At 49.5% G+C, this 16331-nt stretch carries 15 protein-coding genes; 1 reads left to right on the plus strand and 14 read right to left on the minus strand.

The genetic code is table 11. The features are described from left to right. Positions 1-140: 140 nt before the first annotated feature. From B5E53_RS06880 to mltG, 3 genes are all read right to left on the minus strand, one after another. The gene (locus B5E53_RS06880; protein ID WP_162611819.1) at positions 141-608 is read right to left on the minus strand and encodes a signal peptidase I; all 468 of its coding nucleotides are present in this window, start codon (positions 606-608) and stop codon (positions 141-143) included. Further along, the gene (locus B5E53_RS06885) at positions 605-1162 is read right to left on the minus strand and encodes an A24 family peptidase (protein WP_087313457.1); all 558 of its coding nucleotides are present in this window, start codon (positions 1160-1162) and stop codon (positions 605-607) included. Before B5E53_RS06885 ends, B5E53_RS06880 begins: the two co-directional genes overlap by 4 nt. 171 nt (positions 1163-1333) lie before the next feature. After that, the gene (gene mltG / locus B5E53_RS06890; protein ID WP_162611820.1) at positions 1334-2974 is read right to left on the minus strand and encodes an endolytic transglycosylase MltG; all 1641 of its coding nucleotides are present in this window, start codon (positions 2972-2974) and stop codon (positions 1334-1336) included. 333 nt (positions 2975-3307) lie between these two features. On the opposite strand from mltG, the gene B5E53_RS06895 reads away from it, so the two are divergent. Further along, positions 3308-4207, plus strand: a complete 900-nt coding sequence (locus B5E53_RS06895) for a GNAT family N-acetyltransferase (protein WP_087313461.1) — start codon at positions 3308-3310, stop codon at positions 4205-4207. A 161-nt stretch (positions 4208-4368) separates the two neighbouring features. On the opposite strand, the gene B5E53_RS06900 is transcribed toward B5E53_RS06895, so the two are convergent. The 11 genes from B5E53_RS06900 to B5E53_RS19475 form a co-directional block, all read right to left on the minus strand. After that, a complete protein-coding gene (locus B5E53_RS06900) occupies positions 4369-6126 on the minus strand; it encodes an ABC transporter ATP-binding protein (RefSeq protein WP_087313463.1) in 1758 nt (585 codons plus the stop codon). Between the two features lie 53 nt (positions 6127-6179). Then, positions 6180-7949: an ABC transporter ATP-binding protein gene (locus tag B5E53_RS06905; RefSeq protein WP_087313465.1), complete on the minus strand. Its 1770-nt coding sequence runs from the start codon at positions 7947-7949 to the stop codon at positions 6180-6182. Positions 7950-7987: 38 nt separating this feature from the next. After that, entirely contained in the window at positions 7988-8623 is a 636-nt protein-coding gene (locus B5E53_RS06910) for a TetR/AcrR family transcriptional regulator (RefSeq protein WP_087313467.1), read from the minus strand. 193 nt (positions 8624-8816) lie between these two features. Next, positions 8817-10553, minus strand: a complete 1737-nt coding sequence (locus B5E53_RS06915; RefSeq protein WP_087313469.1) for an ABC transporter ATP-binding protein — start codon at positions 10551-10553, stop codon at positions 8817-8819. Continuing rightward, positions 10547-12358: an ABC transporter ATP-binding protein gene (locus B5E53_RS06920; protein WP_087313471.1), complete on the minus strand. Its 1812-nt coding sequence runs from the start codon at positions 12356-12358 to the stop codon at positions 10547-10549. The genes B5E53_RS06915 and B5E53_RS06920 overlap by 7 nt, the downstream gene beginning before the upstream one ends. 126 nt (positions 12359-12484) lie before the next feature. Continuing rightward, positions 12485-13117 (minus strand): TetR/AcrR family transcriptional regulator, encoded by a 633-nt coding sequence (locus B5E53_RS06925; protein ID WP_087313473.1) that lies wholly within the window; start codon positions 13115-13117, stop codon positions 12485-12487. A 642-nt stretch (positions 13118-13759) separates the two neighbouring features. Further along, the gene (locus B5E53_RS06930) at positions 13760-14269 is read right to left on the minus strand and encodes a single-stranded DNA-binding protein (protein WP_087313475.1); all 510 of its coding nucleotides are present in this window, start codon (positions 14267-14269) and stop codon (positions 13760-13762) included. Between the two features lie 149 nt (positions 14270-14418). Further along, positions 14419-14820 (minus strand): hypothetical protein, encoded by a 402-nt coding sequence (locus tag B5E53_RS06935; RefSeq protein ID WP_140401450.1) that lies wholly within the window; start codon positions 14818-14820, stop codon positions 14419-14421. A 55-nt stretch (positions 14821-14875) separates the two neighbouring features. Beyond that, a complete protein-coding gene (locus B5E53_RS06940; RefSeq protein WP_087313478.1) occupies positions 14876-15415 on the minus strand; it encodes a hypothetical protein in 540 nt (179 codons plus the stop codon). Positions 15416-15495: 80 nt separating this feature from the next. Continuing rightward, the gene (locus tag B5E53_RS06945) at positions 15496-16167 is read right to left on the minus strand and encodes a hypothetical protein (RefSeq protein ID WP_087313480.1); all 672 of its coding nucleotides are present in this window, start codon (positions 16165-16167) and stop codon (positions 15496-15498) included. Further along, positions 16157-16330, minus strand: a complete 174-nt coding sequence (locus B5E53_RS19475; RefSeq protein WP_204245500.1) for a hypothetical protein — start codon at positions 16328-16330, stop codon at positions 16157-16159. Before B5E53_RS19475 ends, B5E53_RS06945 begins: the two co-directional genes overlap by 11 nt. Position 16331 lies beyond the last annotated feature (1 nt).

The following is a 16331-nucleotide window of genomic DNA, read 5'->3' on the forward strand; positions in this document are numbered from 1 at the left end:
ATGTCAATCTGCCAAATGTTGCCCTTGACACAGTACTTTTAACGTATGCCGCGCCGATTTTCAGACATCCTACGCTGCTATCGGATACATAAAAATCCCTGTATACAGCAGGTTCCTGTGCCGGAATCCCCGGCACCGCCTCATTTCCTCCACAACAGTGAAAAAATGAAAAAAAACAACAAAAAAGTACTGTTTCTCTGTATAAAAAAACAAATGTATCCAAAATAGGAAATGTACTCCGTGACCACCCCGTAAATCTGCTCCTTCCGGATGACCAGACGGTCCTCCCGGGCATTGGCGTCTCCCTTTGTGACATAGGCGTCCGGCTGTACTTTATCCACAATGCGGTGGGTCACGCAGATGAGCTGTCCACCATAAGGGGCGTAAAAAGCCACAATATCCCCGGTCTCATACTCTTCCTCTTCTTTTACAAACAAAAGACTTCCTTTTTCAATGACCGGACTCATGCTGTCCGAGGTCTCATAATAGATCTGCCGGCCGGCAAGAAAGGCCAGTCCGGACAGAAAAAACACGCCAAAAAGCAATCCCCACATCACTCCTGTGAAGACTTTCACAATACCCCGGCAGATTACATAAAATTGATTCATAGTATAAGATATGATTCCCGCATGCAAAATATTACAAATGATGCCAGCATTCCGCCGCATAAACACGGTCCGAAGGGAAATGCATCCCGGCGGCCCGCTCTTTTAAATAGTACCAGATACAATCCCCAGATTCCACCGGCAAAAATCCCCAGCACCGCCGCCAGCACCGTTCCTTTCCAGCCGAGAAACAGGCCTCCCGCCGCCATCAGTTTGATATCGCCGCCGCCAAAACCGCCCGGTACCAGCACGGCGGTCAGAAACATGGGAACGCTGATCACCAGCATCCCCAGCATGCGTTCCACCATATCCGGTCCCGGTACTGTAAAGACCGAACAAATTCCCGTCACAAAAACAGCTCCGTTCAGCCGGTTGGGAATCCGCATGGTCTTAAAATCTGTCCAGGCGATGACGAGCAGCAGTCCACAAAATACAGCAATGGTCGTCCAGCACAAAATATCCGCGATTCTTCTCTCCTCCTTATCATATACCGGTCTGCATCCTTCACACAGCCGCTCCGCTTTTTTAAAAAAAAGACGGCCGTGCAACTTACGCACAGCCGTCTTTCTGAAGTGAGGGGTACTTCATGTAGAAAATAATTTCATGACGTTATTATATCATAATCGTCAAATTAATCAATTGTTCTTTATGACTTTTTCACTATATATTTTTCCATTAAGCCTCGTTTGCATACAGAAACCCGCTGTCAGAAAAATTCTTCTATATGATTACCGGCCTTGTCCGTCCGGTACAGCGGCGGTTTCCCCTGCCGGATCTGCCGCTGTGGTTTCTCCTGTCTCGTCCGATGCTGCCGTGGTCTGCCCTGCTGCATCAGACGTCGCTGCAGCGCCGTCTGATGAACCTGCCGCTTCCGTGTTCTCCCCGTCCTGATCTGAAGACGCCGACGGATTTTCCGTGGTGGCTGCTGCTGCCGCATGCTCCTCGTAGGTCTCAAAATACAAGTTGGAGCCGTCATTCTTCACCTGATCTGTCTGGAAATACAGATAATTATGCTCCGCCGGATGCAGCACGCCGTCGATGGCCTCCAGACTCGGACTGCAGATCGGACCCACAGGAAGTCCGTCATTTTTGTAAGTATTATATGGGGAGTCAATCTCCAGATCCGCATACAGGACCCGGTCCACCCCGTACATTCCTTTCGTCATCGCATATACCACCGTGGAATCAAACTGCAGACGCATATTCTGTGCCAGCCGGTTATTGATGACGCCGGCTACCATAGGGTATTCTTCCGGACGCTCGGTCTCTTTCTGCACCAGAGACGCACGGATGAGCACCTCTTCCACGCTCATACCCATAGCCTCGGCCTCCTGCTGCCGCTGCTCATCAAACTTCTGCAGGAATTCATCGAGGATCTTGGCCACCAGCTCATCCCCGGTCATATCCTCCGACAGATAATACGTATCCGGGAAAATGTATCCTTCCAGCTGATAAAATACCTGATCCGCCGCCGGCAGGATATCCTTATACTGAAAATCCGCCGCCGCGTTTTCCACCGCTGTCAGGAACTCCTCCTGGCTCATAACGCCTTCGTTTTCCAGCTTCTCCGCGATCATCGGAATGGAGTAGCCCTCCGGAATGGTGAAGGAGTCTTCCTTCTTCTGAGCACCGCCGGTCACCAGCGCCTCAATCACATCATCCAGACACATGCCGTCGTTGAGTTCAAAAGTTCCATAACGGAGCTTTCCTCTGTCATCGGAAAAATATATTTTCAGTAAAAATGCCGTTTCATAACGGATGACGCCCGCGTCTTTCAGCTCCTGCGCCACCTGTCTGGTGCTGCTGCCCTGATCAATGGTCACTTCCACCGGATTGCCTTCCGTGGACTCCGTCCTGGAATACTCCCGCCAGATGGAAAACCCAAAAGTGAGTATCACTGCCAGAACCACAACGCCGGCCGCCAGCAGAATCTTCTGCCACAGCCGCAGAGGTTTCTTCTCCACAGCTTCGCCGACGGTCTTTAAAATATCATCATCCCGGGAATCTTCCGGCGTTTCCATCTCCTTCCGGCTTTCGCCGTCTGCTCCTCCCGGCTCTTCTTCATCGTTGTACAAAGCCACGCGCTTCCGGGAACGCCTGCGGCGTTTCATGCCGGCGGATTCCTCCGGATCATCTTCCGTTCCGGCACCTTCCGCCGTGCTGCCGGTCCCGGTTTCCACAGGACTGATATCAGCTGTCTCCTCTGTGACATTTTCCTCCGGCTCTGCCGGCTTTTCTGCTTCTGGCTCCGCCGCTCCTCCTGTTTCCGCTGCACCGATGGTTTCCTCTGCTGCCGACGGCTTTTCTTCCGGCGGCGTTCCAGCTCCAGTATCTTTCTTTTCCGGTTCCGGTTTAAACTTTATCTCCAAAATGTATCCCTCCATACGCGCCTGCATTTACTTTTCCCTGCAGGCAGCAGGTTTATTCTTTATCATCACTGCGGCACGATGTCCGCCTGTTGTTTCTTTTTTACCTTACCACATATCCCCCTGTCCGACAAGGCCGTTTTGGCTCTTGCACAGGAATTGGAAATGCTATAGACTGATGGTAATAAAAACCTGTAGAAATACCGTACATTTTCTTGCTGAAATATTTCGGCCAGCCGCATAAAAGCGGCGACAAAAATGCACCGGCGTTTCAATTAAGAATCAAAAAATATTTCGCCTCATATATCACCGCAGAGACCGGGAAAGGAAACCGACATGCAAGCACCGTTACATTTTATTTTAAAATTCGATATGATGCCGCCCTATGACCAGGCTTACCGCCGCGCAGCGGACGTTTTGTCATGCCCTTCCATTATGTCGGTGGATTCGACGATCATGTCGGTGGATTCAACGGCCACAGATCCAGGCGGCGGCACGATCATCCTCTGCGACACCGATGAGGCCATTGGGCGCTACAAGACTGAAGGACTGCCGGTCATCGCCGTCTCCCACGAGGGCAATTCTTCTGAGGATCTGATGGGAACACCCTGGCTGATCCTGTCCCCCGAGGCGCTGACGCCGGAGTTTCTTTATGAAGTGTACTGCCGTTATTACCGGCAGCCCATGTGGATTCTTCGGACGGAACGCTGCCTGCTCCGGGAATTATGCCAGGAAGATTTCGACCCGCTGGACCTTCTGCAGCAGGAAAATGTACAGAATTCTGACGGCTGCTTTTTTCCTTCTGGCTGTCACAATCCGGAAGAGTTCCTCTCAGATTATATCCGACACCAGTATCCGTTTTTTGGTTTCGGCCTCTATGCGGTTCTGGAAAAAGAATCGGAGGATTTCATGGGAATCGCGGGGTTCGCCGGAGTTACTGAGGCTGCCCCTGACGGCGATCGTTTATTCCCGGCCACTCAGAATAGAGTTGAAGACAGCTCAACCATTATCACGGCCGATACCAGCGCCAGTCATCGTCAACTTTCCGCAGAAGTCAGTTATGCTCTGCTCAGCAAATACCAGCATCGGGGATTTGCCGAAGAAGTGCTTCGCGGCCTGATAGCCTACGGACGCAAAAAGGGCGGATTCGAACAGTTTATTGCCCGAATCCGCCCGGAGAATGCCGCTTCTGTGGCCCTCGCCAAAAAATGTGGTATTCAAATTTATGATATCTGATCACAGCTGCATGTCCCGGTCAGAGGGCCATCCAGGTACGCCCTTTTCCGCTGATAGTTCTTATGTCCTTCCCCACGACGGTTCGTCATGCTCTCCTTCGCCGGCGGTCCGTCATACCCTCTTCCGGCGGCGGTTCTTTATGCTTTTTTCGCGTCAGTTCATTACGCCCTCTTCCGGCGGCGGTTCCAGCCCCGGCTGTGTTCCCGGACGGTAACAAAGCTTTCGTACACGCCGTGTTGTCTCATCAACTTCTCGTGAGTTCCACATTCTGTGGTCCTTCCGTCGGCGATGACCAGAATCTCGTCGGCATGGCGGATGGTGTTCAGCCGGTGGGCGATGACCAGAAGAGTTTTGCCCCGGCAGAGCTCGCTGATAGCCTCCTGGATGTAACTTTCATTATCAGCGTCCACGCTGGCTGTGGCCTCGTCAAGGATAATGATCGGGGCGTCCTTCAGAATACACCGGGCGATGGAGATGCGCTGCTGCTCCCCGCCGGAGAGAGTGGCGCCGCCCTCGCCGATCACCGTGTCAAAGCCATCCGGCAGTTTCATGATAAAGTCATAGCAGCGCGCTCTTTTCGCCGCCTCGATGACTTCCTCCCTGGATGCGTCCGGCCGTCCCATACTGATATTATTGTAAACGGTATCCTGGAACAGGTATACCCTCTGAAACACCATGGATATGTGATCCATCAGATCATGGAGGGGCACATCCCGGATGTCTTTTTCCCTCACGAGCACCTGCCCGGACTTTACATCCCAGAAACGGGTCAGAAGACTGGCGATGGTGGATTTGCCGCCGCCGGACGGCCCCACCAATGCTGTCATGGTATTCCGTTTCACAGAAAAAGAAATGTCATGGAGAACTTCTTTCTCCCCGTAAGCAAAATGTACATGCCTAAACTCAATCTCCGGAACGCCGGCGACGGCTTCCGGTATCCTCTGACTGCCCTCATCGGGCAGTTCCGCTTCCCCAAACACTTCCTCCATCCGGTCCAGACAGCTGTTCATGACCGTCAGCCTGGTACTCTGGCTGTAGAGTGCTTTCACTGGCCCGAACAGGTCAAAAACAAACAGCATGATTCCAATGAGATAGGTTACGTCCATCTGTCCCATTGCGGTCAGATACAAAGCGAGAACCATGATCGCCACGGCGCCCAGCCCATAGATGAGATTCAGCCGCCGCTGCCACGGCGCATGGTTCTTTTCAAAATCCATGTTGGTCCGGTAGCTTTTTCTGAAATTAGCCGTCAGCTCTTTTGATTTCTCCCCCAGCAGATTATAGCTTTTGGCGATGCCGATGCCTTCCACGAAATCCAGCACCGCTTCTGTGAGATTTTCGCTCTGCTCCTGACGGATATTGGAATCTTCCATGCTCTCCCGGTTCATTTTTTTCGCCACCAGCAAGATGAGCAGTATGATCAGAATGCCGGCAAGCCCCAGCCATACATTGAAAAGCAGCAGAAACACGATCATGATGGCTTCCGCAAAAATGTAACTCATCATATCGGCCAGCGCCGTCATGCTGTTTTCCTCAATAAATACCATGTCGGTGGAAAGAACGGAGCTGATCTTACCAATATTTCCTTCCGTGAAATACCCCATAGGCATCTTCCTGAGATGCCGTCCCAGCTCCATACGTTTATCGGCCAGTACCATAAAACCAGCGGCAGATTGCAGCCGGTCCGCCGCATGCTGGAAGATCACCTGCAGCAAAACGCAGACAATCATGCCGGCTCCGGCTGCCAGACACATTTCCGCCGTCATAGTTCCCCGGTAGAACGCCGACAACACCAGAAAAGCAATGCCGATGGGCGCCTTTGCCAGAACGGATTTCAGGAAGGAAAATACAAACGCCGCCTGAATCCGTCCCTTATATTGTCCGGACACATGTAAAATTCTTCTTATTAATGTAATCATATTTTCCTCTTTCCTGACGCATTTGCTGCGTCAATAATGGTAGATTTGGAAGTTCACTTCCAAACTTCGCTTTCCTCCCCTGCTCCTTTTTCTCTGGCGCTGACTTTCCAGGCCGCGCTTTCCCCTGCTGCCTTCCACAGACTCTGGTAGGCCGGACACCGCTCCAGGAGCTGTTCATGGGTGCCTGCATCCGCCACTCTGCCTTTTGACAGCACACAGATCTGATCCGCATTTATAATAGAAAGAAGCCGGTGGGCGATGACGATCACTGTTTTTCCGCGGATGACCTCGGCGATAGCCTCGTTCATTTTCTCCTCATTCTCGGGATCCATGAATGCGGTCGCCTCGTCAAGGATAATGATCGGCGCGTCTTTTAAAATCGCCCGGGCCAGGGAAATGCGCTGCCGCTCTCCGCCGGAAAGCTGCCGGCCGCCGTCTCCCGCCATGGTGTGAATCCCTTTCTCCAGACGCCCGAGAAATTCCATACACTGGGCCTTTTCGGCCGCCTCCATCACTTCCTCATCGGAGGCGTCAAGCCTGCCCAGACGGATATTTTCAAATAAGCTCATATTAAACAGAAACTGTTCCTGGGATACGTAAGAGATCTGATCATTCAGGGCTTCCAGACTCATTTCCCGGATGTCCTGCCCGCCAATTCTCACTGCACCGCTGTCCACGTCATAATAATGGACCAGCAGCTTTGCCAGAGTGGATTTCCCGCTGCCCGATTCCCCCACCAGAGCCGTCAGGCTGCCCTCCGGCACCTTCAGAGAAATGCCGTGGAGCACCTCTTCTTCCTTATAAGTAAACCGTACATTTTCAAAAGAAATGTCATATCCGGCGCCGGCAAACGGCTCCTCTGACTGCTGCAGCGGCGGTGTATTCATCATGGTTTCCAGGCTCTCAATCTTATAATTGATCTGCGGCAGCGTGGACAGAAAACTCAAAGAACGCAGCAGAGGCGCGCCCACCGCGAAAGACATGCACAGCACCAGGACCAGATCCGGCAGAGTGGAATACCCCCGCAGCACCAGATAACTGCCCACAGGCAGAACGAACAGCGACACGCAGGGCAGGATACTGTTGTAAAGGGCCATCCATGGCCAGCATACTTTGTACCAGTCCAGAGTAAAGTCCCGGTAATTTTTCACATCGGTCTCAAACCTCTGATAGGACTCCCCGTCCCGGTTAAACACCTTTACTACTTCCATGCCGTTAATGTATTCCACAATGGTATTGTTCATCTTTCTCGCCGCACCGTAATAAGCATCCATCTTGCTGGTTCCTGCACGATACATGAACATCATGGCCACAAACCCCAGGGGCAGAGAGCACAAAGACAACAGCGCCAGTTTCCAGTCCACAAAAAACATGGCGATAAATACAAAAACCGGAACAGCGATGTTGGCCACACCCTCGGGCAGAGCATGGGCCAGCAGCAGTTCTATGGATTCAATATCATCAATGAACATTTTTTTCAGTGAACCGACGCCTTTTTCCTGAATGGCGCCCAGAGGCTGTTTTTCCAGCTTTCCCTGCAGAGAAATCCGCAGGTTCATCAGTGTGTGATAGGCGGACTCGTGGGACAGATCCAGTCCCTTTACATACAAAAGTGCATACAGCACCATGCAAAGAGCAATGGCAGCCACCCGAAAACTGCCTGCCGCCACCGTCAGACTGCCGCCGGACAGCAGTGGCGCGATGATCTGAAATACAAACAGATAGGGAAGTACGCTCACGGCGACCCCCGCCAGCATCACCACCATGGCCTGCCACGTTTTTGCGCGGTATTCCCCTGCGTATTCCATCACTTTTTTGAACAAATTTTCTCCCCCTTCCGGCCTGGATAAGTTTTTAACACTTATCCATTGCTATTTTCCGGCAAAGGAAAACCGAACACCCGGTACCAGTCAAAGAGCCGGCATACCATCAGGCAGTGTTCTTCTATCTGTTCCCAGGTATAATCATGAATGAAAGGTTCATAAATAGTCTCCCAGAATGCAGAAAGCAGGATGTGCATTTCCTGACGGGACATTTTTACCGTGGTAAGCCCCCTCCGGAACGCCTCCTCATAATACCCATACGTGGCTCCCGTCATCTCTTCCACCCAGTCATGCTGGAAATGCGAATAACAGGTACCCTCCGCGCATTTCAGCAAAAGTACGAATCCGTCGTGACGCTCATAAAGATACTCAAACCACCACATCATATAACTCACATCCATATCCCACGCCTTTATCAGGGCTTCATCGGAGAGTTTCTCCGGACCGCTTCCCTTCTTTTCCTGAAGAATCACCTGGAGATCCGCCACCGTATCTGCCACCACAGCGCAGAACAGATCCTCTTTTCCTTTATAGCGTTTGTAGAGCGCTCCCGTGGTCACCCGGGCCTTCTCGCAGATGGTTTTCAGAGATGCTTTTTCAAAACCTAACTCTAAAAATTCTTCTTTCGCACTGACCAGAATACGCGGATCAATACTGCGGTCTGCCTTTGCCATAATTTCTTCCTCCTGTGCACATTTATTTGATAATTTGATTATCGATAATCTGATTATCAATATAGCATTGGAAACGCTGCCAGTCAACGAGTGGACGGCAGCGCTATTGGTGAAAAATATTCAATAAGTGATTCTTAATAAACTTTATCATTGAGGTGCGTCCCCGGGCAGCTTCCGGCGGACACTGCATCTCTTATTTTTGCAGTTTCCAGCCGATGGCTTCCTGACGTCCCGTGACAAAATCGGCGTAAAGGCCTTTTTGTTTTATCAGCTCCTCATGCCGGCCTTTCTGTACCAGCTCTCCTTTATCAATGGCGAGGATCTGGTCGGCATTGCGCACCGTTTTCAGTCGGTGGGCGATCATGATGATGGTTTTGTCCCGGGTCAGTGCCTCGATGGCTTTCTGCAGCCGGTCCTCATTCTCGGGATCTATGTTTGCCGTGGCCTCGTCAAGGATGACGATGGGTGCGTCCTTGATCATGGCGCGGGCAATGCTGATCCTCTGTTTTTCTCCTCCGGACAGAGAGGCGCCGCCTTCACCGATCACAGTCTGGTAGCCATCCGGAAGCGCCTCAATAAATGTATCGCAGCAGGCCTGCCGGGCCGCCGCCACAACTTCCTCGTGAGTGGCGTCAGGTTTTCCGAATTTGATATTGTTCTCGATGGTATCAGCAAAAAGATACACATTCTGAAATACCATACTGATCTGATCCATGAGCGATTCCAGGGTATATTCCCTCACATCTTTTCCGTCAATGCGGATGCTTCCCTGATTTACGTCCCAGAAACGGGCAATGAGATTACACATCGTCGTTTTGCCGGAGCCGCTGGGACCGACGATGGCCGTAGTGGTCTTATCCGGCAGATGCACGGTGATGCCGCGGAGAATCTCTTTATTTCCATAAGAAAAATGTACATTTTCCAACATGATATCATGACTCTCCGGGTGAATTGCACTGCCGCCCTCATCCATCTGCGGTATGACGTCAGTCTGATTGGCGTGGTCAATGGAACTTCCCACCAGCCGGAGCATGGCCATGCCGCTTCCGGCCGACTCAATCTGGCTGAATACCAGAAATGAAATGATGATAGACATCAGAGTATTGGCAAGGCTCATGGTGCCATGGAGATAAAAGTATACCGCCGCCAGCATGATCAGTACCCCGAATGCCTGCAGGACAAATCCCTGAGCCATGGTATACGAGGTAAAAAGCCTCTCCATGGCAAAATTGTATCTGCGGTTTTCTTCCAGGGCGTCTCTCACTTTTTTATCTCCTTTTCCTGTCAGATTAAAAGATTTGATAACGCTCATCCCCTGAATCTGTTCCAGCACAGCGCTGACCATCCTGGCTTCGGAGGCCTGCCTTTTCGGCGCGATCTTTGCGGACTTTCTTTCCATGGAAGAGGTGATCAACAGATAGAGGATTGTTCCTGCCACTGCCAGCAGACCGACGCGCCAGTCAAAGATAAGCACCAGCTCAAGAAACACCAGCGCATTCATCAATCCGCCCAGCATGTTAACCAGCACCACTGGCCCGGTATTTTCCAATTCTTCCAGCACCGTGGTGACCACGCCGGTAATCTCTCCCAGATTACTGCTGTTAAAATATCCCATGGGTACAGTTTTTAATTTATTGCCGATGGCCACCCGCTTATTGGCCACCATAAAATATCCGGCGTGGGTCTGCTGCAGCTGGGAAAAATAGTTGGTCACCGTCTTCCCCGCAATACTGATGACCAGCAGAAGAAGCGCTGTCCAGGCTGCGCTATATCCCTGCTCATGTTCTGTCAGAGCCAGCACCACGTAGTAGATGGCCCCCACCTGAAACATATGGAACACCGCATAGAGAAATCCCATCCCAATGGATGCATTTACATTTTTTCGTTCCTCCCCGGCAAAGTCCCAGAGCTTTTTTAAAATATTCAGCATGCTTTTCCACCGTCCTTTCCTTCGCCGCAGGCTGCGTTTTCGTCCGTCGCCGGGCGGATGTCTGCTTCCGTCCGGTTATCTTTTGCTCCCAGATGCGCCTGCCACATGGAGCGGTACAAAGCGCAGCCGGAAAGAAGCTCCTCATGGGTGCCGCCCGCCTCAATTCTCCCGTCTTTCACCACGATGATCTGGTCGGCGTCGGTGATGGTGGACAGCCGGTGGGCAATGACAATGACGGTCTTTCCCTGCACAAGCTCTGCCACTGCTCTCTGGATGAGAGCCTCATTCTCGGGATCGATGTATGCGGTCGCCTCATCAAAAATCACTATCGGCGCGTCTTTTAAGAGAGCTCTGGCAATAGCAATCCGCTGCCGCTCACCGCCGGACAGATGAGCGCCGCCCTCACCGACTCTGGTCTCATAGCCATTTTCCAGCTGGCGGATGAAACCGTCGCAGCCAGCTCTTTTGGCCACTTCCTCCACCTTCCTGTCGGTGGCCCGCACATTTCCCATACGGATATTTTCCCGTATGGTATCATCGAAGAGATAATTATCCTGAGACACAAAGGCAATCTGGTCATAAAGTTCTGTGAGGGGAATCTCCTGCAGATCATGGTCCCCCATAGTGATCCTGCCTTTCTTCACATCCCAGAATCCTGCGATCAGTCTCGTGATGGTGGATTTGCCGCCGCCGGACGGCCCCACAAAGGCTGTCATGGTTCCTTCCGGAATCCGCAGGCTCACATCATGAAGAATCTCTTTGTCCTCGTGATAGCCGAAGGACACATGATCCACCACGATATTCCGGTTGTCAAACCGTACATTTTCTGTGCCGTGCTCCTGCTCCTCTCCGTCAAGAATCTCATCCACCGAACCGACGATGGTTCCTACCCTGGCCAGACTGTCCACAAAATTCATCGCCGCCAGCAGTGGTCCCGCAATTCCAAGAGAGAGCACCACCGTGGTAATAAATGTCTCCACCGGCAGACTCCCGCTTTGATACAACAACCAGCCCACCGGAAGAACGGTAATCATAGTGGCCGGCGCCACCGCCTTGGACAGGGATACCGGAAACTGACAGCTCTTCATCCAATTATAAAAATATGCGGCGTTTGCCATGATTTTATCTGTAAACTTCGCATAAGAACTGTTTCCCTGGTTGAACGCCTTAATCACCTCAATGCCGCCGATGTACTCCACAATGGCAGAATTCATGGCCTGGGTGGTCCGCACGGAACCCTCATACTGTTTCCCGTAGCCGGCCATGACCATCATCATAAATGCCATGCCCACCGGAATGGATACCAGAGACAGCAGTGCCATGCGCCAGTCCAGGATAAACAGATAGATAAAAATGCACACCGGCCCGAAAATATTCGACATCATCTCCGGCAGCAGATGGGCCAGCGGCGTTTCCATACTCTCCACCTGGTCCACGATAATCTGTTTGATTTTGCCGCTGGACGTATCCAGGATCGTCCCCAAAGGCATTTTCGGCAATTTTTCCAGCACTCGCTCCCGGATATTTTTCAGGATGGAGAACGTTGCGTGATGCGACATGGACAACGCCAGATTATAGAGCAGCGTGCGCATCAGATATCCCGCCAGAGCAATGACACACCATCTGACATAAAAATTCCAGTCCCGGTTTCCGCCCAGCAGGGCGATGATCATCTGCGCCGCCGCAAAATAGGGCAGCATCCCCAAAAGCACTCCGGCCGCCGCCGAGATCATTGCCCGTACCAAACCTCCGTGCTCGCTTTTTCCCAGCTCCCACAACCGGAGCATCGGACTTTTGCTTTGCATACATATACCTCCCTTTTATTAGTTTTTCCTTTCTTTGATTAGTTCAAGCTAACCAAAAGGATTTATTTTAAGACTGCCGGTTTTGGTCCGGCAGCCCCATTGACGCACAATTCAATATAAAACCTCTCACCCTTCATATTTTTCCGGCGAAAAAATGGTATCGAACCCCGCCATATGATATCGCTCCAGCATCTTCACATAGCGTTTGGCGTCCTCCTTTTTCATCCGATGGCGCACAATCTCAAATATGCTGTCAAAATAGGCATTGGTCACAATATGCAGAAATTCCTCCGTCACCTGTCCGGATCTAATACTCTCACATCCGATAACCTCCATGTACTTATAAGTGTATTCCACCTCAATGCGGGTCAGATCATCCACAAAATTCTGGAATTCCGTTCCGTAGGAAGCGTCCAGCACCAGCCGGAAAGCGTCAAAATTCTCATAAATATAATCAATAATATTCTCCATCCCGTCTGCAGTGTACTTTCCCATGGTTTCCACCTGCTTCTGCTCATCAAACTGATGAAAGGTCTCCTGAATATCCATGAACATCTTCATCATGCCGTCCACCGCCGGCTCCACGATAGCCCGGAACAGCCCCTGCTTATCTTTAAACCGCACATAGATGGAATTGGTGCTGGTACCTGCCGCCGCAGCGATCACCCGCAGGGAAGCATCCTTGTACCCGTTTTTTAAAAATTCTTCTTTGGCGCATTGAAGAATCCTCTCCGAAACGCCCTCGATCTGTTTTGCCATATATGATTCTCCTGTCTGTATGATTTTATTGTCTGTGTCTTCGCATCATCAATTCATAACATCGTTTCATAACACTGTTATGAAATTAGCACAAAAAAATCCGGGTGTCAATATTGACACCCGGGGAAAATGGGTAGTTGAGAAACTTTCTTAATTTTTAATTGTTTTAATATGTTTTATATTTTATTGATAGATTTTTGTCCTTTTATATGTTATCATAAACATGCTGTCGTACCTCCAGCAGAAAGGGGGTGGATGCATGGAAGATATTCTCTCATTATTGCTTGTCACTGTCGCAGCGGATGTAATTAGCTATTACATACGCAAATGGCTGGACAGTGACAAATAGACAGCAAACAGCCTAAGCGGCATAGCTCACCGTAAAGAGCGAGAAATCCCTCAGAGGTGCCACTCTGAGGGATTTCGTTTCTTCATGGAAGCTAACTCTCTTTATTGCTTAGCTGATATTATAATATGCGATTCTGGCGAAAAAGTCAACATCTTTTCTAAAGTAATATCAACAAATTTTTTGTAAAGCAATATCAACAAATAAACATCGCATCCCACATGTTAATGGGTTACAACTGAAATCTAACATTTGTTTAGTTTATTATTTAATAGGAAGATATTCCATATCTTTTATCAATGAAATGGAAGCTGTTCATCTATCTCATCCGATACTTTCATGAACCCATCATTGTAAGTAGGAAATGATTGCTGCTGATATTGTTGTTCTTCCCTTTGCTGGTTTTGGCTATGTTGGTACCCTCCCGAACTTTGGCCTCCATATTGTTCATCACCGTATTGTCTTCCGGAATTTAGTTCACTTGCGCTTTTACTCTCCGCGAACTCCTGATCTTCAACCACGACATCCGTTGTATATACCTTCCTCCCATCTCTATTTGTATACGAACCAGTCTGTATTCTCCCGGTAATTACAATTTTTGTTCCCTGTCGGAAATATTTTCCCGCAAACTCGGCCGTCTTCCCAAATGCCACGCATGAAACAAAATCTGCATCCGGTTCCCCCTCCCGTTTGAAACGTCTCGGCACAGCAAGAGTGTATCTCGCAACAGCCATAGGATTCTCCCCGGCAGTATATCTCATCTCAATATCTCTGGTCAATCTTCCCATCAAAATTACTTTATTCATCGCCACCCTCCTACTCTTTGTATTTCCTTCCACCGCACCAGCAATAATCTTTTGTCGGTACCCACTCTTCTGTTACCCATTTAGGCCCCTCTTTGCTTTCCATACATGCATGACTTCCATCTCCGCAATATATTGCATTGCTGCAATTCTCACATGTTTTCTTTTCTCTTTTCTTTTTCTTTGACACTTTTTCCACTCCTTTCTGGCCAATATGGCTCCGGCACATAATATGGTTGCCATGCAGAGACAACGCTTAACCGCCTGAACCCATCCGAACACACAAATCCTTCTATCCTGGTAGGACCATAACGATTTGTATACATCCCACGGACAACCTTTCCCACATTCGTGCTGATCCAAACTTCTTGGCCTTCTTCCGGCTGATATTCCTTCGTCAAAATCCAATCGTTATTCACATACTTGCAAATGATATCTTCTACGCATTTGAGACAATACTCCCAAGATTTTTTCATATAAAAATCCTCAGATATGCATTCGCTTCCAACTTTTCCATGTAAATCTTGTATCTCTTCCAGAATTTTCTCTAACACTTGCACGTCAGCCTCCTCTTTCCTGATATGTTCCGTCCAGAAGCTCATTTGTCATCTACTCATTGTCCCACTCTTCCATTTGTGGGAAAAACTTTATCCTTAATTCCTCCATTCGCTTTTTAGCCGCCTCTCTTTCTTCTTGGCTGATTTTTGTCCAATCTATGGCTTGTCCACATCTGGAACAAAAATTGGATTTCCGTTGGCTGCGCATCCTTGGAATATATCTTTCTCCTACAAACCATCCGCACGTAGGACAAATCCAGTCTGCATACCTGATTCTTTTTATCTCTCCGGATCCGTCATCATAATCAATCGCCTGTGTGCTTTCGTATTCCTTGAACATTGGCGGTTTTTCTTTCATCCTACTGTCATCTTCTTTCCTGATAGATTGCACTGTTTTCGGCGTATCTCGTTGCCGTAGCTCCGCTACTTCCCTGCATTTCTCTGTATACAACCGGTCCATCTCAAGAATCTGTTCCGACGTCAATCCGGTGTTTTCATATCCTGCCAAACGGTCTACTGCCTGCCATTCTTTTATGCCTTTATTTAGTTTGTATCCTGCTTCGTATTTGGCTTTATGTGTTAATCTTTCCACTATCATTCCTCCCCTTTTACTAATGATCTTCCACTGTCATTCTATTCTTATTTCTCTTCTTCGTGCTCTTGATGGTTTCCTTATTCCATATTTTCTATAAATATCAATCCCCCCCCCGCAGGATTTTTCCTTGAGGTAACGTATGCGGTTTTCCTGGTGTTGAGCCGAATTTTCACTATATCTCCACAATTTATGCATTTATAATTAAAATTATCTTCGTCCATATTTGTGTAGTATTTAAAATCTTCCCCGCATTCACAGTGGACGTACATCGGCTTTAAATCTTCCAGCGGAACCTTATTGCCGCATTCGCACCTGTGCTCCGTTATATCTGATTTTGTGCAAAATCCTTTTATTTCCCCACAAGCAGGGCATTTTATGTACAAAAATCCTTTGTATCCATCTACGCTTTGCTCGTAATCACTCCGCGCTTCAGAGCCTCTTGAAATTATATCTCTCCACCCTTCGCCAAACAGACTGTCATTCCGGCTTTTTTTCGGTACTCTATGGGCGTCGCTATTCGCCATTTCAGACGGTTTCTGTGTTTCCTTAATCTTTTCCATTTCTTTCTCTGCAACAACACCCCATGCTGCCGCAACCGCGTCCTGAAGCGTCTCGGGTTTGCTTTCTTCCAGCATATTTTCTCTTCCCAGTTCGGAATATTTATATGCCATCTGGATAAGAGCAGTAACCTTGTTTACATCAAGATCAAATCGGTTATTTCCGTATGGCGTTACAATATCAATCTTCATTCTCGTTCTCCTCGCTTTCTCCTGCGTCCGGTCCTTCTCCATACCGTTCTGCACATGCCCTACTGTCGGGAAACAAAAACATGCACGCGCCTCCAGTTATTTCACATCCATATCCGTGCTGCTCATTGGTATGATAAGCAGCCTTACATTTTCCTGCCGCCATT

The organism is Eubacterium sp. An11 (assembly GCF_002161065.1).
Lineage (GTDB): Bacteria > Bacillota > Clostridia > Lachnospirales > Lachnospiraceae > Anaerobutyricum > Anaerobutyricum faecale.